Origin of the sequence: Thermogemmatispora sp. (genome assembly GCF_042408735.1) — a bacterium.
Classification (GTDB): domain Bacteria; phylum Chloroflexota; class Ktedonobacteria; order Ktedonobacterales; family Ktedonobacteraceae; genus Thermogemmatispora.
In genome coordinates this window covers 156,080-174,914 of sequence record NZ_JBHOQV010000126.1, presented here as the reverse complement: position 1 = coordinate 174,914, position 18,835 = coordinate 156,080, and the positions used below count along the sequence as shown (strand labels likewise).

Genomic DNA, 18,835 nt, shown 5'->3' with positions numbered 1-18,835 from the left:
GCCAGGGGCCGGCGGGCACCCGCTGGCGGTTTACTTGCCGGCCCCACTGGCGCGCAGACCGGTGGGAGGGGCGGGACGACATCGCTGGCAGGGCCGATAGCCGAGACGGGCCGCCTCCTCCGGTGAATGCAGGGACTGGCGATGCTCCGGGGCGATACGGCGGGCGTACTGGCAGGTTGGGAAGCAGTAGATGTGCGTCGTCTTGCTGCCGATGTAGCGCACCCCCCTGGCGGCGAGCTGCTCCATCAGAGCCAGATCGACGCCTTCAGCTTGCAGCAAGGCTCGCTTATTGGCGGGGCCGCCCAGGCTGTAGTTGCCGATCTGGCAATCGCTGCGCACCACGCGGTGACAGGGGATCAGCAGCGGGATAGGATTGCGAGCCAGGGCGCTGCCCACGGCCCGTACGGCCCGTGGCTGCCCGATCTCGCGCGCTACCCAGGCGTAGGGGCGTACCTCGCCGTAGGGGATCAGCAAGGTCTTGCAGAGTACGGCCTGTTCGAAAGGACTGCGCCCGCGTAGATCGTAAGGCAGGGTTGCCGTCTGACCCGTCTGCAGGGCTGACTCGATCCGCCAGGCCCAGGCCTGGGCCTCGTCACGATCGAGTGGAAAGATGGTCCGTCCAAACTGGGCCCGAAAGCGCTCCTCGAAGTGAGTGGCATCTGCGGCATGGTCCACGGCTGAAATGCCGTAGGAGTTCAGCGCCACGAAGACCGGCCCGAGCGGTGAAGGGAGACACAGATAACCGTCCGCCAGTCCGACCCGGATCAAGACGCGAGAGCGTAGGGTGGGTGGGGGGAGGACCCCCCGTTGGAGGGCACGCAGCTCGCGAACAAGTTGCTGTGCCGGCTCCAGGCTGTTGCAGGATTGCTTCTCAGTCATAGAGCACCTCATGGGCATGATAGTCGACCAGGACCCGGCGTAGCTGCGCCAGGCCACGGTGTACTCGCGCTTTGACTGTGCCCACTGGCTGATTGAGCAGGCGTGCCATTTCGACGTAGCTCAGACCTTCGAGGTGTCGCAAGACGACCACCTCGCGATAGGCGAGCGGCAAGGTCTGCAGCGCTTGCTGCAGAAGACGCTGTCGCTCGTGGGCCTCCAGGCAGGCCTCGGGACTGTCAGCGGGCGCGCTCTCCGGCTCCTCGCTATGACCGATGCCGACCTCCTCCAGCGAAATGCTGGTGGGCAGACGACGGCTCTTGCGCAGGTGGTTGCGCGTTACGTTGAGAACGATCTGATAGAGCCAGGAGCGCAGGGCCAGGCCGCGCAACTGCTCGCGGGGATAGCTGGCCAGGGCGTGATAGGCCCGCACGAAGGCGTCCTGGGTAATCTCTTGTGCCTCCTCGTAGCTTCCGCTCAGGCGCAGGGCGAAAGCAAAGAGACGCTGCTCATAATACATAACGACCTGCTCAAAGCAGTGATCGAGATCGGCGAGCAGGCCAGAAAGGAGTGCCTGCTCCTGATCAGAGTTGGGCCTGTCAGTGTGGGTCATGGGCACTGCCCTGCCCCAGACCCTGACCTACCCCGGAATCTTGCCGCGACAGGCACGATCTGCTGCGCTTGGTAGTTGTCTTTGTGGATGCCGGCATCACAGCTTGCGTTGGCCTCCTCTCCTTTCTTCCTTCTGCCTCCCGCTTAGCTTATCATCTCGCTTGCAGAAGAGATGTTCCTCCCCGCGCCTGATCCTTATAACATCCAAAGGACGAAAAAGGTTGCAGCATCTCCCTCCGCCAGCCTCTCTGACCCCAAAGCGGTGGCCGAGAGCAGGTCCGGCGCTGGACTGGCATGGGGCACATCGGTCCAGAGCGGAGGCTCAGGAATAGATGAACGTGCCGGGCGTGTTTCTATAAAGTGTAACCCGGGGTTCGGCCCTCCACTATCATCGCATTCCCAAGGAGCTATCCCAGTGGAAAGACACGCTACCGCTTCGACTATTACCCAACAGCAAATCAAGGTATATGCAACGAGCTGGTGTGGTGATTGTCGCAGAGCAAAGCGCTGGCTCGATGAACACCACATCGTCTATGACTACATCGATATAGAAAAAGACGAGCAGGCGGCTGCCTACGTCATGCGGGTCAATGGGGGTATGCGCAGCGTTCCCACCATCGTCTTTCCCGATGGCACCGTCCTCGTCGAGCCATCCAACCGCGAGCTGGCCCAGAAGTTTGGCCTCAGCTAAGAGCTGATCACTCAAGGCCCGTAGTCGCGTATCATTGCCTATCTACTCAGCGGGCCGGCGCTAGCCTAGCACCGCAGCATCCTCCTTCTCCTCTCCTTTGTTCTCTCTCTGAGTTTCTCCCTCTTGCTTGGTGATCGGAGGAATGAGGAACAGGGCGAGACCATGGGAGGGAGGATGCTGGTGGTGGCTTGGGGGCTGGCTCGCTTTCTCTTCTTCTTATCCTCTTCCCTCTTCTCTGAAGAGCGCCGGGGCCAGCCGGTGCCTGGGGCGTCCCCTCCCTCAAGCCAGATGTGATAAGATCTAAACGATCGGTCCTCGTCCGGCTCCTGGGTTTCCCGCTCTCGCTCTCACCTGGTGAGGGATTGGCCAGGCGAGTGCCTCGCGGACAAGGTCTCCGGCACTCTGCTCGGGGCCATAGTCCCCGGTGGCTGGAAGCCCGTGGGAGGCGGGGCGAGGCCGTTGATGTCGAGAGGAGCAGGAATTCTGGCTATGGAAGAGAGAGAGCAGAAGCGAGCAGCCCTTGATTCTGCCCAGCAAGAGCAAGCCACTGGCGACATGGACCCGGCCAGCTTTCGCCTCTATGCCCATCAGGTGGTTGACTGGATGGCCGATTATCTCGAGCATGCCGCTGACTATCCCGTCCTGGCGCGCACCCAGCCGGGCGACATCCGGCGGGCCTTGCCGGCCCAGCCGCCGCAGCAGCCCGAATCGATGCAGGCCATCCTTGCCGACTTTGAGCGCATTCTCCTGCCCGGCATTACCCACTGGAACGCGCCGGGCTTCATGGCTTTCTTTGGCATTACCGGCTCCGGACCGGGGATCCTCGGCGAGATGCTGACAGCGGCCCTCAACGTTAATGCCATGCTCTGGCGCACCTCGCCGGCGGCCACCGAGCTAGAGCAGGTGGCCCTTGATTGGCTCCGACAGATGCTTGGCTTGCCAGGGCCGCTCTTTGGGGTCATCAACGACACCGCCTCGGCTGGCACGCTCTACGCCCTGGCGGCGGCGCGCGAGGCTCTCAGCGACCTCCAGATCCGTCAGCGCGGTATGAGTGGGCGGCCCGAGGTTCCGCGGCTGCGCTATTATGCCTCGCAGGAAGCTCACTCCGCCGTCGACAAGGCTGGCATTGTTCTGGGTGTGGGGCTGGAGGGGCTGCGCAAGATTCCTGTCGATGACGAATACCGCATGGATGTTGCCGCCCTGGAGCGGGCCATCAAAGAGGACCTGGCGGCTGGTTGGCGACCCTTTGCCGTCGTGGCGACCGTTGGGACAACTTCTACCACCAGCGTCGATCCGGTTCCGGCGATCGCCGATCTCTGCGAGCGCTATGGTCTCTGGCTGCACATCGATGCCTCGTACGCTGGCTCTGCCGCCTTGCTGCCGGAGTACCGCCATATCCTGGCTGGCTGCGAGCGGGCCGACAGCTTTATCGTCAACCCTCACAAGTGGCTCTTCACGCCGCTCGACTGCAGCGTCTTTTTCACGCGCAAGCCCGAGATTGTCAAGGCGACCTTCAGTCTAGTCCTCGAGATCCTGCGCACCGAGGAGGAGGCTCCCAATCTGATGGATTATGGGATCTCGCTTGGGCGGCGCTTCCGGGCCTTGAAGCTCTGGATGATCATGCGCTACTTTGGGCAGGAGGGTCTGCAGGCCCGCTTGCGCGAGCACATCCGTCTTGGCCACCTGTTGGCGCAGTGGATCGACGAGGCCCCCGACTTCGAGCGTCTGGCCCCCACTCCCTTCAGTACGGTCTGCTTCCGGGCCCATCCGCGTGGTCTCGACGACGAAGAGCGGTTGACCTCCCTTAACGAGCGCCTGCTCAATCGCATCAATGGGGCGGGCCACTATTTTCTCTCGCATACCAGGCTGCGCGGCAGATATAGCCTGCGGGCCGCCATCGGCAACCTGCGTACCAGCGAGGAGACCGTGCGCGGCCTCTGGCGTGAGCTGCAAGATGGACTACAGGAGGAGCTGGCCCGAGGCTTCTAGGCATCGCAGCCCTTGCATCAAAGGGAGGCTGACAACAACAGTGAGTCAGGAAGGAGGTCAGTGTGAGCCTGCGCCATCCTGGACTGCGCGGCGACCCGATCTATCTCGACTACAATGCCACCACGCCGGTCGATCCTGTAGTGCTTGAAGCCATGCTCCCCTACCTGCGCGAGCACTTCGGCAATCCCTCCAGTGCTCATAGCTACGGTTGGGTGGCCCATCAGGCCATCGAGCGCGCGCGGGCCGAGGTGGCCGATCTGCTGGGCTGCAGGCCGGCGGAAATCATCTTCACCGGGGGAGGCTCCGAGAGCGACAACCTGGCCTTGCGAGGCGTGGCCCTGGCACGGCGGACGCAGGGTGACCATATCATTACCCAGGTCAGCGAGCATCCGGCGGTCCTCAATACCTGCCGTGCCCTGGAGCGGCTCCACGGCTTCCGCATCACCTATCTGCCGGTCGACGAGTACGGGCGCGTTCGGCCGGAAGAGGTTGAGCGCGCGATCGATCGGCGCACCATCCTGGTGAGCATCATGCACGCCAACAACGAGACCGGCACAGTGCAGCCGCTGGTCGAGATCGCAGCCATTGCTCACCGCTACGGCGCGCTCGTGCACAGCGACGCGGCGCAAAGCGTGGCTAAGATCCCCACGCCCGTCGCCGAGCTGGGTGTAGACCTGCTAACGGTGGCCGGTCACAAGCTCTATGCTCCCAAAGGGATCGGTGCGCTCTATGTCCGCCATGGCCTCAACCTTGACCTGGAGCCGGTCCTCTACGGAGGAGGGCAGGAGCGTGGCCTGCGAGCCGGAACCGAGAACGTGGCGGCCTGCGTAGCCCTGGGGGCTGCCTGCCGCCTGGCGGCTGAGCGTCTGTCCTCGGAAAGGGCCCGCTTGCAACGCCTGCGCGATCTGCTCTGGCAGCGCCTGCACGAGGGCCTGGGCGAGCGTCTCCAGCTCAACGGCCATCCCGAGGAGCGCCTGCCCAACACCCTCAATGTCAGCGTCGCCGGTCTCAGCGGCGAGGAGATTCTGGCGGCCACGCCCGAGGTTGCGGCTTCAACCGGCTCAGCCTGCCATGAAGGCAGCGCCGACCCCTCGCCGGTCCTCCTGGCGATGGGACTGAGCCGTGAGCGTGCCCTGGGGGCCTTGCGTCTGACGCTCGGACGCTGGAGCCGCGTCGACGAGGTCGAGCGGGCCGCGGTCGCGCTGCTGCGTAGCATCGGAACTCTGATGCGCCGGGGGCAGGTCTAGATAGACTAGATAGATAGGAGGAATGCCAGTCTGGCTGCTCTTGCCCCCCGACCTCCGAGGTGGGGTGGTGGGAGGAGGACAAGGAACGGCGGATCTGCTATACTCTGCGCTAGTAGCGGATGCCGATGGGGCCGGGGGGATGAAGGGGGACCTGAGCATCGCGAGAATAGCTAGAATAGATAGAAAGAGAGCCGAAAAAGGGGCTGCGTGGACGAGACCAGGCCCCGACGTCTTGTCTTCAGCACTCTGCAGTCCGGCGCTGGGCCGGGCTGGAGGCAGGGATTGAGGCTGCTAACGAGGTCCCCCGCGGCGGACCCTCTTCCGGTGCCACGGCCAGCGGGCCGGCCCTGGCTAGATCGCCAGGCCCTTCCAGGTGTGGACAGGCTGAGCCGGGCTGACTTACATATGGCCTGAACACCTCAGCACAGCGGTGGTCCACGCCACACCACAGGCAACCTGCAAAGACATGAGCAAGGAGCAAGCAGCCATGACCACGGATGCGTCGCGTGTGCCGTATCCGGCACCGCCTGCGGTAGAGCATCCTGAGCTAGAGAGCTATCGGCAGGAGTTCCCCATTCTCCAGCGCAAGACCTATCTCAATAGCTGCTCGCTGGGGGCCCTCTCGCAGCGCGGGATGGCGCGTCTGGCCGAATTTATGGAGCGCTGGAACGAATGGGGGGCGCATGCCTGGTACGAGCTTTGGCTGGGTGAGCTAGAACGGGCGCGGCGTCAGTTCGCGGCCATCATTGGCGCGGAGCCGCACGAAGTAGCTCTGGCGCCCAATGTCTCCGTGGCCCTTGGGGCGATTGCCAGCGCCTTTGATTATCGTCAGCGCAACAAGGTTGTATTGGCCGACATGGACTTTCCCACCCTCGCCTACCAGTGGCTGGCCAAGCAGCGCCTGGGAGTCGAGTGCGTCTTTGTCGAAAGTCCCGACCGCATTTACACGCCCCCGGAGCTGTTCGAGGAGAAGGTCGACGAGCGCACGCTGCTGGTAGCCACTTCGCGCGTCTTCTATACCAGTGGCTACATCCAGGATGTGCGGGCCGTGGCCGACATTGCCCACAAGCAGGGGGCCTACCTGCTGATCGATGACTACCAGGGCACGGGGCAGATCCCCATCGATGTCGAGGCTATGGACATCGATATTCTGGTGAGCGGCACCCTGAAGTGGCTGATGGGAGGGCCGGGCCTGGCCTTTGTCTATATCCGTGAGGGGCTGCTTTCGCAGTTGGAGCCGACGATAGCTGGCTGGTTCGGCCATCGTGAGCAGTTCCAGTTCAAGACGCGCGAGCTGGCCTTTCGCCCGGACGCAGCCCGGATCGAGCTGGGGACGCCGGCGGTGCCTTCTGTCTATGTTGCCAATGCGGGCATGGAGATTGTGCGCGAGATTGGGGTTGAGACCATCTGCGAGCGCACGCGTTACCTGACCAACGATCTGATCGCCAGGGCCCGCGAGCATGGCTGGCAGGTGCGGGCTCCCCGCGAGCCGGAGCGGCGCAGCTCGATCGTCATGTTGGAGGTAGAGCAGCCCGAGCAGGTGGTCGCCGAACTAATCAAGCGCGACATTGTGGTTGATTCGCGCCCCGGTCTCGTGCGCATCTCCCCCTACTTCTACAATACGATCGAGGAGAACGCCATTGTGATTGCCGCGCTGGAGGAGATCCTACAGGAGCGGTCTCGCTCTGGCCAGAGCTAGGGCGGGGGAACGAAACCAGGCTCTGCCTCGGCCCGTTCTATTTCTGTACCTGGGAGTCAAGCGAACATGACGAACATGAAGGACGTAAGCGTAAGGGAGGAGAGCAATGGTCTGTCCTGAATGTCAAGCCAGTTGCGCTCCGGAGGACCAGCGGTGTCCGGTCTGTGGAGCTGAACTGGTGATCCCGGTCTCGCGCAGCCTGGTGACCAGGCCGCGGCCTGCCCTGGAGCCGCGCCGGCTGCAATGGCCGGCGGCTCTGCGCGGTCCAGTCCAGGGGGTGGCCGCCGGGGTAGGAGCCTTGGCGGTAGGGGTAGGCCTGGAGCTGCTACGGAGGCGCCTGACTTCGCTGCTAGCGCGCTCTGCGGGTGCCGGACGCCAGGCAGCCCAGGCGCTGCCGCTGCTCAGTCATCTGAAGCCGCTGGAGCCGCTGTCATCCGCGAAGGCGCCCAAGTTGCCACGGGGCTATGAGATTCACGAGACCGTTATCTACGTCCAGCGGGTCATCCGCCGCCGCTCGTAAAAGGCTGCGGCAGCAAGCGCTCTGCTCTAGCCATTGGCGGCGCTGGCCCTCATGGCGTGCCCCTGGCCTGCTCTGGATGCTCATCGTGGGAGCGCTCCTCTCGCTCCTGGCGGCCTGTGCTCCCAGCAGCGGCATTCTGGCTGGGGGGGCCTGGGAATCCACCGGCCTGCAGCAGGAACATATCCGGGTCTTAGTGGTAAACCCCGCCAACCCGCTTCAGCTCTATGCCGGTGACGCCCAGGCGGGGATCTTTGCCAGCAACGACGCCGGTCAGCACTGGCAGGCGCGTAACCGCGGTCTGCCTCTGCCGCTGGCGGTGAATGCCCTCAGCTTTGACGCCAGCGAACGTCGTCTCTATGCCGCCAGCGATCGCGGGGTCTTTGTAAGCAGCGATGGGGGGGAGCACTGGCAGGCTGCCAGTCGGGGCCTCCCAGCCGACAGTTGCACGGCCCTGGCCGTTGATCTGGAGCGGGCTAGCCTCCTCTACGTTGGTACGGCCCGTCATGGGGTCTTTGTAAGCAGCGATGGGGGGGAGCACTGGCAGGCTGCCAATCGGGGCCTCCCGGCGGGCCAGCCGATCAATGACCTGGTCGACGTGAGCGATCAGGGGCGACTCTGGGCGGCCACTGTCGGCGGCATCTACCGCTCCGACGATGATGGGCGGAGCTGGCAGGCTGTCAGCCGTGGCCTGCCAGCGGGCATCACCGTCTACCGTGTACGCCCGGCGGCCCTCAGCGGGGGCGAGCCGAACCTGGTCTTTGCCGGTACCGATCAGGGTATCTTTCTCTCTCACGACAATGGGGCAAGCTGGCAGCGCAACAAAGAGGGCCTGGCGCGCCTCAGCGTGCGCGCTATCCTGATCGACTTTCGCACGCCAACCACCCTCTACCTGGGCACCAGCATCGGCGTCCTGCGCAGCAACGACAGCGGACAGGTCTGGAGCGCGGTCATCGGCAGCGGCGGTCTGCCCAAGAATCGCCAGGTCTATGCCCTGGCCCTGGGGGCTAGCGACTACAGCCAGCTCTACGCCGCCGTCGATGACGTCTACGTCTTCCCCGGCAGTAGCGGCGGTTGGAACAGCAACGGCCTTATTCCTCTGCTTCTGGCGGCAGTCTTTTTCGCCCTGCTCTATTGGCTCACGCGCAGCAACCGCCGTCACCGGCGCGGGCTGCTCAGAGTCTCCCCGCCCCCGGCGGGGCAGAACGGGCGGCCTTCCGCCCAAGAGCGGGAGGCCGGGCAGCGCCTGCCGCCGGCCGTACCCCCGCATCGGCAAGGAGGGGAGTCGCCCTCTGAGCAGCGCTAGCGGTCGGCAGCGCGAGGCTCTCCCCTGCCGGCTCTGCTGGCGGGCCTGGCGAGAGCCGCTGCGGTGGTCGATCTGCTCTCCTCATGGGTGATGACTGCCGATATAGGCCACCAACAAATAAATCGCGTAGAGTAAGATGCAGACCAGGAGAATAGCGCCATAGCAGGTCAAAGTCCAGGCGCGGCGCGTATTGAGCGCCTGGCGAAGCTGCTCCTCCATATCTGGGGGATCGAATTGAATATGCGGCGCCAGCTCGCGCAGGCGTGGGAGCATTGCGCGGAAATCGCGTACATTGCTCATTCCCTCGGCCAGCATCACCGTCTCATGCTCGTCAAGATCAGCCAGCAGGATCAGCCTGGCGGGATTCGGATCGCCCGGCATCAAGATCAAACGCTGGATCTCGGCCAGGGGGATGCGTGTCTCCTCGCCCTCCTCGCGCTTCACCACCGCCAGCTCCTCTGGATAGAGCTGGATCTCCTTGCCCAGACCGAAGCGGACCACGCTGACGGGGAGTGTTTTACCCTGTTCCTGTTCGCTCTCGCTCATAGGTTCCTTTGTCAGACCTTGCGTCCTGATTGCTTTGCTTGGCTTGTGTACTAGTTGGCCCCGATGGCGCCGCGGCGAAGCGGATCCTGGCGGGCCGGGCAGAAGCGCGCCCGACCAGCCTGGTAGGAGGAAGTCCAGACCCCGGAGGCAGATCGCTGGCCTGTGCGATGGAATGGACGATCTGGAAGCGGCGCATCAGAGCGGCAGAGCGGCGGCCTCGCCACACAGGCTGCCTTTCTCCTTCTTATCTGAAGGCATTGTACAGCATTGACGGCGGCCCGTCGAGGCGACGCAAGACATAGCTTGCACCCTTCGCAGGCGCAACACTATCTTGACATGCGTCTATCAAGAACACTACAATCTTGAACGGGATGTGTTAAGCAAAGGAGAACCATCACCAGATTTGCAGGACGTTGTCTGTCACCCTTTCTGTCTGAAAGAACAGGCAACAGGTCTGCTTTCGTAAGCGAGAAGGTAGCAATATGGCGCAGGTTGGCCTGCTGGAAGATAATCCGCGCATCGCGAAGCTTTGCGCGACCTTGCTAGACTTTGCCGGTCATCGCGTGGTGCATTATCGCCATCCACGTGAGTGCCTGGAGGCTCTCCTGGCAGAGAGGTCGGCCTCCCCAGACATGGCGGAGCGTACGCCCGACCCCCTGCCGATCGATCTACTCATCCTCGACCTCTACATGCCCGACATACCCGGCGAAGACGTCCTTCGGCGGCTGCGGGCCCATCCTCAGACGCGCAACCTTCCTCTCATTCTCTGCACTGCGGCGCCAGCCAGTGAGATTGAACAGGCCAGAAGCATTGCCCCTCGGGCAATGGTCGTCGAGAAGCCCTTTAAGCTCCAGACCCTGACAGCGGCCATCGATGCCCTTCTAAGTGCCCCTAACGCCGTTTGAAAAGGCGGCCTGTCTCTCGTCGCCGATGTAACTCGGCGAGCGACCTCTGGCCTGAAGCGGTAGGGAGGTGGTAGGGAAGCGGGCGCTGCGGCGCCCGGTGCAGGCAAGTACCCACTCAGATCCTGACGCTTGTCCCGACTTTCCCCTCTTGCCTCCCCTGCTCTCCTCCTCGTCTACTCGCAGATCTCGGCCCTGGATTCCTGACCCTGGTCTCTTCAGGTCCGGCCCGACCTCTCCTTGCTCTCTCTCGTCAGCAGGCAAGCAAGCGGCTTATATTAGGAGCGAGATCATCGGAAATGCATTGCTTTGAAAAGGAGCGATATGATATCACTGTTAGAGAAAGAGCCAGGGAGCATCTCCTGGCGACCTGCCGCCAGTGCTGTCGGAGGCAATGCCGCACAACGCGCGGATCTCTCAGTTGGCTATTTCCGGTTGAGGAGTGAGGACCTGGGGATGAGCACGCTCTTACTCTCTATCATTGCCTTCTGCTCCACCTGTGCAGGGGGAATCGTCGCCCTGCGGCAGCGGGAGCAGCTCCAGCAGGTCATGGCCTTTGCGGCTGGGGCCCTTGTCGGCCTGGCGGCTTTCCAATGGCTGCCGCGCCTCTTTAGCGTGCTGGCGCTCCTGCCAGAGGAGCGCTTTGCGGCCTTCGCCGCGCTGGCCGGTGGCTTCTTTACTTTCCATCTGCTCGAAAGACTGAGCCTTCACTGGCAGGAGAGTCAGCGCCAGGCGTCGGCCACCAGCGCGCCCTGGCCCCTGCTCGGAGTCGTCTCCGTCATGCTCTTCTCCCTCCATCGCCTGCTCGAGGGAGCGACCATCAGCCTGGGCTTCGTCGTCAACCCGGCCACCGGGCTGCTCCTGGCCGGGGCCATCATTCTCCACAACCTTGTGGAGGGACTCAACGCCGTTGCCCTCTTGCTGGCCAACCACAGCAGCCGCCAGCAGGCCTTCGCCTGGCTGCTCTTCTTTGCCTGCACACCTCTGCTGGGGACCCTGGCAACCATCTGGATCAGCCTTCCGACCGCGCTCCTGCCGCGCTATCTTGGCTTCTTCAGCGGCTTCCTGCTCTATTTGGGAGCCAGCCATCTTCTGCCTGCGGCCCAGCGGCCCGGCGCGCCCTGGTCCTTGCTGTGGACCCTGGCCGGAGCGGGGGCGGCTCTCCTCATGACCGTCCTGCTGCAGCCCATCTAAGACGAGGGCCAACAAAGTCGCGGCACGGGTCCACAGCTTCCCCAAGCCGGCTCCTGGCCTAGGCCGAAGGTGGCGGCGACTGCTCGTCAGAGGAGGTAGCGGGACCCGTCGCCTGGGCTGGCGGCTGCACCGCCTGGCGCAGGTGCCAGTTCTCCGCAAAAAGGTTGAAGAAAATGCGCTGGCGCGGATGGGCAGCGACGAAAGCCTCATCAAGCGTCACTCCCAGGCCTGGCCCTTGAGGAAGAGAGAAATAGCCGTCGATCACCTCGGGGTTACCTGGGGCAGCCTGCTTGACCCACTCCTCGTTGAGATCGTTGAAGTGCTCCTGGATCTTAAAATTGGGAGTCACAGCGGCCAAATGGAGGGCGGCCGCCGTTGACACCGGACCGCCGACATTGTGGGGAGCGACCAGCAGATAGTAGCATTCCGCCCAGGCGGCCAGCTTGCGCACCTCCAGCAGCCCGCCGCAGTGAGTAATATCGGGCTGAATAATATCGGCGGCCTGCAGCTCAAAAAGCTGGCGAAAATCGTAGCGCGTATGCAGGCGTTCGCCAGTAGCGACCGGAATAGTCACCTGCTCGGCCACCTTCTTAAGAGCCGCCAGATTTTCTGGCGGGACCGGCTCCTCTATCCACGACGGCTTGAAAGGGGCCAGCTCGCGCGCCATCTCCACCGCCGTAGCAGGATTAAAGCGCCCATGCATCTCGATCAGCAGCTCCACATCTGGACCAACGGCAGCGCGCACCGCCTCTACCAGAGCGACCGCCTTGCGCTTCTCTGCCGGCTCCAGCTCGTAGAAGCCCGAGCCGAAAGGATCGAGCTTCAAAGCGCGATAGCCGCGCTCAATCACGCGCCGGGCTGCCCGATGGAACTCCTCCGGTGTGCGCTCGACCGTATACCAACCATTGGCATAGGCTTTGATGCGATCGCGGACCGGGCCGCCCAGCAACTGATAGACCGGGCGTCCCAGGGCCTTGCCCAGGATATCCCAGCAGGCGATCTCGATGGTCGCAATGGCCGACATGGCGATCTCGCCGGCGCGGGCATAGTCGTTGCGGTACATGCGCTGCACCAGGTCCTCGATGTGGCCCGGATCGTGGCCGAGCACATGGTTGGGCACAGCCTCCGCCAGATAGCCCAAGAGGGCATCAGTATGATTGAGCATGCGGACCTCACCGACCCCTTCCAGTCCCTCGTCGGTAATCACGCGCACGAAGGTCAGATTGCGCCAGGCTGTCCCCATCACATGAGTTTTGACATCGACGATTTTCATGGTGGTACCCGCTAGCTCCTCCAGAGAAAGTGTCAACGATCTGATCTGCGGTCAATCGCCCCAGGCGAACTCACCTTGCCCTGCCCCCAGCTTGACAGAGACCGCATCTTATATTATCATACCGTTAAATTGTATGACAATTCTGGAGGCAGATGGCAAGAACCTTCCGTTCGCTCAGGCGGCAGAATCTGTCTGCGCAGGTCGTGCGGGAGATAGGGCTAAGCATCATGCGCAAGGACTTTCAGCCGGGCGATGCCCTCTTGAGCGAACCAGAGCTAAGCCAACAATTCAATGTCAGCCGTCCGGTCTTACGCGAAGCACTCAAAGTGCTGGCTGAGAAGGGACTGATCGAGGCGCGCCCACGGACGGGAACGCGTGTGCGTCCCCGGGCGGACTGGAACCTGCTTGATCCTGAGGTGCTGACCTGGCAGTACGAGGTCGGACCTGATCCAGCCTTTCTGGAGGCGGTCTGTGAAGTACGCCTCATGTTTGAGCCGATGACGGCGAGGCTGGCGGCCTCGCGCGCCACTGCCGAAGAGATAGAGACCATTGAGGAGGCCTGTGGCCGGCTGGAGGAGCTGGTCGAGGAGGCCGAGCCGTACATCGAAGCTGACCTGGCCTTTCACAGTGCTATCTGCGCCGCAGCCCACAACGAGCTGCTAGAGCGCATCGTGGCCACGCTGGCCGCTCCACTGCGCGCCAGCCGCCTGGTGACGGCGCGCCTGCCGGGGGCCAATCAGCGCACGATGCCGCTCCACCGGCGGGTCGCAGAGGCGATTCGCCTGCGCCAGGGCCTGACCGCTGAGGAAGCCATGCGCGACCTCATTGTCTTGACCACCGAGGATGTTCACCGGGCTTTGGGCTACGCGCTCTCTGGCTCAGGTCGCTCCCTGAGCGCCTGCCCCTATGACAGCCAGAGCGAGGCGCCCGCAGTGACAGGAGAAGGAGGTGAGTGAGCGAGCGAGTGAGTGAGTGGCCGGCGACTCGACGCTGCCCAGCAGCCGTGGTCGTCCCGCCATCGCTGCCCATTCGAGAGATCGATGAATATGGATGAAGGTGGAGAGTAGGAGCGCCGAGCGAGGTTGGAAGGAAGCGGGAGGGAGACAGACCGCACGCAGGCAGGCAAGGTAGCACAGCGACTGAGGCGAGGAAAACAAGCAAGCGGCAGCAAGGAGGAAGCTCTTCTTGCTGAGTTTCGTCGCTCGCTCGGAGTGAGCCTTCCCAGGCAATCGCTCTGTCTGTCAGGCGACTAGCTAGAAGGAACTGGAGGTCCAGCCGTGGAAGGATCAAGCTTCTCAGCCTATTTCGAGCGTCTTCCTCTCAGACGACGGCGTCTACTGCAGACCGCGCTGGCGGGAGGGGCCGGGGCCACACTGGCGTCGGCGCTGGCGGCCTGTGGTGGTCAGCCCACCAGCAGTTCGCCCACGGGAGTGGCGGGCAACTTCCCCAGCCATCCCAAATGGAACTTCGTCTTCATCAATCACGTCACCACCAACCCCTTCTTCGTTCCCACCCAGTACGGCATCCAGGATGCCTGTGCCCTCGTTGGCTGCACCTATCAGTGGACCGGCTCAGCCAACAGCATTGTGAAGGAGATGGTAGACGCCTTCAACGCCGCCATCGCCGCCAAAGCCGACGGCATCGCCGTCTCGATCATCGACCCTACGGCCTTCGACGACCCGGTCAACCGCGCTCTTGACGCCGGCATTCCTGTCGTGGCCTATAACGCCGATGCGCCTGCTGGCAGCAAGAACAGGCGCCTGGCCTATATCGGTCAGGACCTCTACCAGTCGGGGTACCGCATGGGGCAGCGCATCGTCTCCCTGGTTGGCAGCGGCGACGTGGTAGGCTTTATCGCCACGCCTGGCTCGCTCAACATTCAGCCGCGTATCGACGGAGCCAAGCAGGCCATCCTGGACTCCAAAGCGCCGATCAACTTCGTGGAGGTGGCGACCGGGGCCCAGGTTGAAGAGGAGCTGTCGCGGATCGAAGCCTACTATCTGGGCCATCCCAATCTCAAAGGCATGTTTGCCGTTGATGCCGGCAGCACCCAGGGCGTGGCCCAGGTAATGGAGAAGTACAACCTGGCGGCTAAGGGAGTGCATGGCGGCGGCTACGATCTGCTGACCAAAACTCTCCAGGAGATCCAGGCTGGCAACCTTGACTTCACAATCGATCAGCAGCCCTATCTGCAGGGCTTCTACCCGGTTATTCAGCTCTTTCTCTATCTGCTCTCGGGCGGCCTGATGGTGCCTTCCGACACCGACACAGGTCTGCTCTTCGTCACCAAGGAGAACGTTGGCCCCTATCTGCGCACGCAGACGCGCTTCGAAGGCAGCTCCTCTAAGGAGCAACTGGTGCCGCGCTCCTGACAGCCAGGTGCGTGGGGGGCAAAGGCCAATAGGGGCAAAGATCTGCCCGAGAAGCGGACAATACCAGGGCTAGTGAGCGGACTGGCGGGTCTGGATGACCATCAGACCATCAGACCTGCCAGTCCGCCAGGGTCGCAGCTCAGTGAACGAAAGAAAAGCGGAATCTGTAAGTCTGGCGCGCTGGAGGCTCCTCTGATCTGGCTGTGGGGGTGAAGGCCAGTCTGACGGGCCAGAGCCTCTTTCTGGAGAAGAGGAGCAGGAAAGCGGTGGGGACTTACAGATTCGTTTCCTATGGAACATACTATTACTGTCCGCTCCCTGGGTGGAAGAGGCGGAGGACCGGGTGGCCAGTGAGGAGCATAGCGGCGGGTGGAGAAGATCGGGGGGGGGAGCGCGATGCGGTGGGGCAGACAGGCAGGAGGCCATCGGAAGGTAGGCAGCACACACCAAGAAGGAGCATCGCAATGGCCGAGAACGTTCTTTCTGCTCCGCCAGTGAAGGCGGAGCCGGAACCGACGCCGGAGCGGCCCAATCCCTGGCTGCGGGTGGCCCGTCTCTTCCTGCGGCAGCGTGAAGCCAGCATTGTGGTCGTGGCCGTCGCCCTGGTGATCTACTTCCAGTTCTCCAATCAGGCCTTTCTCTCGGCGCAGAACATCAGGACTCTCTCCCAGTTTGTGGCCGCGACCGCCATCATTTCCGCCGGCGAGGTCATGCTCCTGATCTGTGGCGAGATCGACCTGTCGGTAGGTCAGGTCTATGCTCTGGCCCCCTTCATTATGTACTTCGCCAACCAGGCGGGGTTACCGCTGCTCGTGGGGCTGATCCTGGGACTGATTGTCTGTGCGCTTGTGGGACTCTTCAATGGCCTGATCACCGTTGTCCTGAAGGTGCCCTCGTTCATCACCACCCTGGGCACCCTCTTTCTGATCAATGGCCTGACGCTGACCATCTCGCAGGGCTTCCCGGTCCTGACGCCCTCGGAAGGGCTGGTCAATGAAGTGCTGGGGCACGCTTCCTACTCCGAGATTATCTGGGCCATTGCCATCGCGATCGTGATGCAGATTGTGCTCTCCTGGACCCGCTGGGGACTACACACCGTAGCGACCGGTGGAAACTTGCTGGGAGCCAGCGAGGTAGGGGTGAATGTGGCCCGCATCAAAATTGGAAATTTCATGCTCTGTAGCGTCCTCGGCGGCTTCGCTGGCACCCTGGAAGCCTTTCGGATCACCTCGATCGATCCTCTGGCTGGCGGCACCGACATTATGTTCATGGCCGTGGCCGGGGCCGTCATTGGGGGGACGGCCCTGACAGGTGGTCTGGGAACGATCATTGGGGCCTTCCTGGGAACACTGGTGCTCTCCATTCTGCGCGATGGTTTCACCTTGTTGGGAGTGAGTGCCTTTACTTTCGATATCATTCTGGGGGCAGCCATTCTGGTAGCCATGATTTTGAACGTTCGCCTGCGACTATGGCGAGAGGCAGGGCGCGAATGAGTACATCCACGACGACAGAGGTGATCCGCACGGAGGGCCTGGTTAAGCGCTTTGGGGCGGTGACAGCCCTCAATGGCGTCAGTCTCTATCTGCGCCAGGGCGAGGTCCTGGGCCTGGTCGGCGACAATGGCGCCGGTAAATCGACCTTGATCAAGATCCTGACCGGCTTCTTGCAGCCCGACGAGGGGCGCATCTTTATCGATGGGAGGGAGGTGCGCCTGCGCTCGGTCTCTCACGCGCGCTCGCTGGGGATCGAGACCGTCTATCAAGATCTCGCTCTCATCAATGAGCTGAGCGTCTACCATAATATGTTTCTGAAGCGCGAGGCGCTATTGAATCCTTTCCCGCTGCTCAATAATCAGCGTATGCGCCGCCAGGCGCGCGAGTATCTGGAGCGCATGGGGGTCAATATCCCTTCGGTCGATACGGAGGTGGCCCAGCTCTCCGGTGGCCAGCGCCAGTCGATCGCCATTGCGCGCGCGGTCTACTCGCAGGCCCGGATCTTGCTGTTGGATGAGCCGCTGGCGGCGATGGGGGCCAAGGAGGGCAGCCTGATTTTGAATCTGATTCGCACGCTCAAGCAAGAGGGCCAGGTCTCGATCATCATGATCGCCCATAACTATGCCCAGGTACTGGAGATCTGCGATCGCGTCAATTTGTTGCAGCATGGGCGCATTGCCCTCGATAAGCCGGCAGCCCAGACCTCGGTTGACGAGCTGACGGAGCTGGTGATGCGCGAGTATCGGAGCGGGGTCAACCAGCGCAGGCAGCCGGCGGCGGGTCGCTAGCTGCCTGCGCCGGTGCGCTTTGCTTGACAGGGCCGCCTGGCAGGTGCTATGTTGCAGCCCGGGAGGGCTTCTTGAAGGTCACTCCCCTGATACACAACATCTGGTAGCGATAAGACCGCTGCCAGCCTGGAGAAGAAGGGTAGCTTGCTTATGCAGCAACAGAGCACCGTTTCTCCGCAAGAGAGCGGAGCCGCTGAGAAGCCGGCCCGCGAGCGTGTAGGACTGGCCTTCTTTGGGACCGGTCAGGTTGCCCAGTTGCTGGCGACGCTGCGCCGCGCCGAGGAAGCCGGCGTGCGCCAATGCTGGATGACCCAGTTGCCGACCTCGCCGGATACACTGACGTTCTTTGCCGCGGCGCTGGTGCAGACCCAGAGCATTCGCCTGGGCACGGCCATTGTGCCGACCTATCCGCGTCATCCGCTGGTGATGGCCCAGCAGGCGCGCACATTGGAGGCGTTGGCTCCGGGGCGTCTGCGTCTTGGCATCGGGACCAGCCATCGTCACGCTGTCGAGGGAGTCTATGGCTTCTCGATGGTTGAGCCGCTGGAGCACCTGCGCGAGTATGTGACCATTCTGCGTGCCGCGCTGTGGGAGGGGAGCGTTGATTTCCAGGGCCGCTTCTACACGGCGCGGGCCTCTTTCCCCCAACCCTCGCCTCTGCCCATTCTCATCTCTGCCCTGCGCAGTCGCGCTTTCCAGTTGGCAGGCGAGTTGGCGGACGGCGCCATTTCCTGGATGTGCCCCCATCCCTATCTGCTGGAGAAGGCCAGGCCGGCCCTGGCTGAGGGGGCCGCCGCGCGAGGGCGCTCGCGGCCGCCCCTGCTGGCTCATGTGCCCGTCGCCCTGGGGACAGACTGGGCGGCGGTGCTGGAGGCAGCGCGCGGCCATCTCGGTGTCTATGCGCGTGTACCGTTCTATCGCAACATGTTCGCCGACGCCGGTTTCCCTGTGGGGGCCGACGGTCTCCTGCCCGAGGAACTGATCAAAAACCTCGTCGTCTGGGGCGATGAGTCCGGCGTGGCCGCCCGTCTGCGCGAGCTGCTGGCCCAGGGCTTCGATGAGTTGGTCGTGACCCACGTGCCCCTGGCCGATGGTCAGCGCGAGCTAGAGCAGCTGATGGCACTGCTGGGCAATCTCTAGCCAGTGAGGGCAAAGGCCAGGTCAGTGTCAGACATTCAGGCTGGGACTGGGCGGGCTGCAGGTCCGGCAAGAGGCTGCCCCTTGAAACAGCCGGCCTGCCTCCCGCCTCCCTCCTCTCTGATTGGCTGTTTGCCTGTCTGTCTGTCTCCCTCCCTCCCTGCCTTTGCTCTCGCGTCCTGTGGCCGCGGGC

Annotated in this window: 17 protein-coding genes; 13 read left to right on the top strand and 4 right to left on the bottom strand. The window is 63.1% G+C overall.

Annotated elements, in window-relative coordinates; all coding sequences use genetic code 11:
- Nucleotides 1-30 precede the first annotated feature (30 nt).
- Complete coding sequence (locus ACFMO7_RS12215; protein ID WP_376795756.1) at nt 31-879, bottom strand: methylated-DNA--[protein]-cysteine S-methyltransferase; 849 nt, start codon at nt 877-879, stop codon at nt 31-33.
- Nucleotides 872-1,489 (bottom strand): RNA polymerase sigma factor, encoded by a 618-nt coding sequence (locus ACFMO7_RS12210; RefSeq protein WP_376795755.1) that lies wholly within the window; start codon nt 1,487-1,489, stop codon nt 872-874. Before ACFMO7_RS12210 ends, ACFMO7_RS12215 begins: the two co-directional genes overlap by 8 nt.
- A 414-nt stretch (nt 1,490-1,903) precedes the next feature.
- On the opposite strand from ACFMO7_RS12210, the gene ACFMO7_RS12205 reads away from it, so the two are divergent.
- The 6 genes from ACFMO7_RS12205 to ACFMO7_RS12180 all read left to right on the top strand — a co-directional run bounded on the left by ACFMO7_RS12205 (nt 1,904) and on the right by ACFMO7_RS12180 (nt 8,937).
- Nucleotides 1,904-2,179, top strand: a complete 276-nt coding sequence (locus ACFMO7_RS12205) for a mycoredoxin (protein ID WP_376795754.1) — start codon at nt 1,904-1,906, stop codon at nt 2,177-2,179.
- A 489-nt stretch (nt 2,180-2,668) separates the two neighbouring features.
- On the top strand, nt 2,669-4,168 hold the full coding sequence (locus ACFMO7_RS12200) for a pyridoxal phosphate-dependent decarboxylase family protein (RefSeq protein ID WP_376795753.1): 1,500 nt from the start codon (nt 2,669-2,671) through the stop codon (nt 4,166-4,168).
- 62 nt (nt 4,169-4,230) lie between these two features.
- The gene (locus ACFMO7_RS12195; RefSeq protein ID WP_376795752.1) at nt 4,231-5,415 is read left to right on the top strand and encodes a cysteine desulfurase family protein; all 1,185 of its coding nucleotides are present in this window, start codon (nt 4,231-4,233) and stop codon (nt 5,413-5,415) included.
- Nucleotides 5,416-5,902: 487 nt separating this feature from the next.
- The gene (locus tag ACFMO7_RS12190) at nt 5,903-7,114 is read left to right on the top strand and encodes an aminotransferase class V-fold PLP-dependent enzyme (RefSeq protein ID WP_376795751.1); all 1,212 of its coding nucleotides are present in this window, start codon (nt 5,903-5,905) and stop codon (nt 7,112-7,114) included.
- 106 nt (nt 7,115-7,220) lie between these two features.
- A complete protein-coding gene (locus tag ACFMO7_RS12185; protein WP_376795750.1) occupies nt 7,221-7,634 on the top strand; it encodes a hypothetical protein in 414 nt (137 codons plus the stop codon).
- An 85-nt stretch (nt 7,635-7,719) separates the two neighbouring features.
- Complete coding sequence (locus ACFMO7_RS12180) at nt 7,720-8,937, top strand: hypothetical protein (RefSeq protein WP_376795749.1); 1,218 nt, start codon at nt 7,720-7,722, stop codon at nt 8,935-8,937.
- 81 nt (nt 8,938-9,018) lie between these two features.
- Here ACFMO7_RS12180 and ACFMO7_RS12175 read toward each other — a convergent pair whose 3' ends face one another.
- Nucleotides 9,019-9,483, bottom strand: a complete 465-nt coding sequence (locus tag ACFMO7_RS12175; protein ID WP_376795748.1) for a hypothetical protein — start codon at nt 9,481-9,483, stop codon at nt 9,019-9,021.
- Between the two features lie 482 nt (nt 9,484-9,965).
- On the opposite strand from ACFMO7_RS12175, the gene ACFMO7_RS12170 reads away from it, so the two are divergent.
- Together ACFMO7_RS12170 and ACFMO7_RS12165 are read left to right on the top strand one after the other, a co-directional pair.
- A complete protein-coding gene (locus ACFMO7_RS12170; RefSeq protein ID WP_376795747.1) occupies nt 9,966-10,388 on the top strand; it encodes a response regulator in 423 nt (140 codons plus the stop codon).
- A 453-nt stretch (nt 10,389-10,841) separates the two neighbouring features.
- Nucleotides 10,842-11,579, top strand: coding sequence for a ZIP family metal transporter (locus tag ACFMO7_RS12165; RefSeq protein WP_376795746.1), 738 nt, complete (start codon nt 10,842-10,844; stop codon nt 11,577-11,579).
- Between the two features lie 58 nt (nt 11,580-11,637).
- On the opposite strand, the gene dgoD is transcribed toward ACFMO7_RS12165, so the two are convergent.
- Nucleotides 11,638-12,852 (bottom strand): galactonate dehydratase, encoded by a 1,215-nt coding sequence (dgoD, locus tag ACFMO7_RS12160; RefSeq protein ID WP_376795785.1) that lies wholly within the window; start codon nt 12,850-12,852, stop codon nt 11,638-11,640.
- 152 nt (nt 12,853-13,004) lie between these two features.
- Between dgoD and ACFMO7_RS12155 the strand changes: the two genes are divergently transcribed.
- The 5 genes from ACFMO7_RS12155 to ACFMO7_RS12135 all read left to right on the top strand — a co-directional run bounded on the left by ACFMO7_RS12155 (nt 13,005) and on the right by ACFMO7_RS12135 (nt 18,645).
- Entirely contained in the window at nt 13,005-13,808 is an 804-nt protein-coding gene (locus ACFMO7_RS12155) for a FadR/GntR family transcriptional regulator (RefSeq protein WP_376795745.1), read from the top strand.
- Nucleotides 13,809-14,129: 321 nt separating this feature from the next.
- Complete coding sequence (locus ACFMO7_RS12150; RefSeq protein ID WP_376795744.1) at nt 14,130-15,224, top strand: sugar ABC transporter substrate-binding protein; 1,095 nt, start codon at nt 14,130-14,132, stop codon at nt 15,222-15,224.
- Between the two features lie 464 nt (nt 15,225-15,688).
- Entirely contained in the window at nt 15,689-16,717 is a 1,029-nt protein-coding gene (locus ACFMO7_RS12145) for an ABC transporter permease (RefSeq protein ID WP_376795743.1), read from the top strand.
- A complete protein-coding gene (locus tag ACFMO7_RS12140; RefSeq protein ID WP_376795742.1) occupies nt 16,714-17,505 on the top strand; it encodes an ATP-binding cassette domain-containing protein in 792 nt (263 codons plus the stop codon). The genes ACFMO7_RS12145 and ACFMO7_RS12140 overlap by 4 nt, the downstream gene beginning before the upstream one ends.
- A gap of 150 nt (nt 17,506-17,655) precedes the next feature.
- Nucleotides 17,656-18,645 (top strand): LLM class flavin-dependent oxidoreductase, encoded by a 990-nt coding sequence (locus ACFMO7_RS12135; RefSeq protein ID WP_376795741.1) that lies wholly within the window; start codon nt 17,656-17,658, stop codon nt 18,643-18,645.
- Nucleotides 18,646-18,835 lie beyond the last annotated feature (190 nt).

Coding starts and splice junctions, on each gene's coding strand:
- ACFMO7_RS12215 (WP_376795756.1), bottom strand. CDS start 879: ATGACTGAGAAGCAATCCTGCAACAGCCTGGAGCCGGCACAGCAACTT.
- ACFMO7_RS12210 (WP_376795755.1), bottom strand. CDS start 1,489: ATGACCCACACTGACAGGCCCAACTCTGATCAGGAGCAGGCACTCCTT.
- ACFMO7_RS12200 (WP_376795753.1), top strand. CDS start 2,669: ATGGAAGAGAGAGAGCAGAAGCGAGCAGCCCTTGATTCTGCCCAGCAA.
- ACFMO7_RS12190 (WP_376795751.1), top strand. CDS start 5,903: ATGACCACGGATGCGTCGCGTGTGCCGTATCCGGCACCGCCTGCGGTA.
- ACFMO7_RS12185 (WP_376795750.1), top strand. CDS start 7,221: ATGGTCTGTCCTGAATGTCAAGCCAGTTGCGCTCCGGAGGACCAGCGG.
- ACFMO7_RS12175 (WP_376795748.1), bottom strand. CDS start 9,483: ATGAGCGAGAGCGAACAGGAACAGGGTAAAACACTCCCCGTCAGCGTG.
- ACFMO7_RS12170 (WP_376795747.1), top strand. CDS start 9,966: ATGGCGCAGGTTGGCCTGCTGGAAGATAATCCGCGCATCGCGAAGCTT.
- ACFMO7_RS12165 (WP_376795746.1), top strand. CDS start 10,842: ATGAGCACGCTCTTACTCTCTATCATTGCCTTCTGCTCCACCTGTGCA.
- dgoD (WP_376795785.1), bottom strand. CDS start 12,852: ATGAAAATCGTCGATGTCAAAACTCATGTGATGGGGACAGCCTGGCGC.
- ACFMO7_RS12155 (WP_376795745.1), top strand. CDS start 13,005: ATGGCAAGAACCTTCCGTTCGCTCAGGCGGCAGAATCTGTCTGCGCAG.
- ACFMO7_RS12145 (WP_376795743.1), top strand. CDS start 15,689: ATGGCCGAGAACGTTCTTTCTGCTCCGCCAGTGAAGGCGGAGCCGGAA.
- ACFMO7_RS12140 (WP_376795742.1), top strand. CDS start 16,714: ATGAGTACATCCACGACGACAGAGGTGATCCGCACGGAGGGCCTGGTT.
- ACFMO7_RS12135 (WP_376795741.1), top strand. CDS start 17,656: ATGCAGCAACAGAGCACCGTTTCTCCGCAAGAGAGCGGAGCCGCTGAG.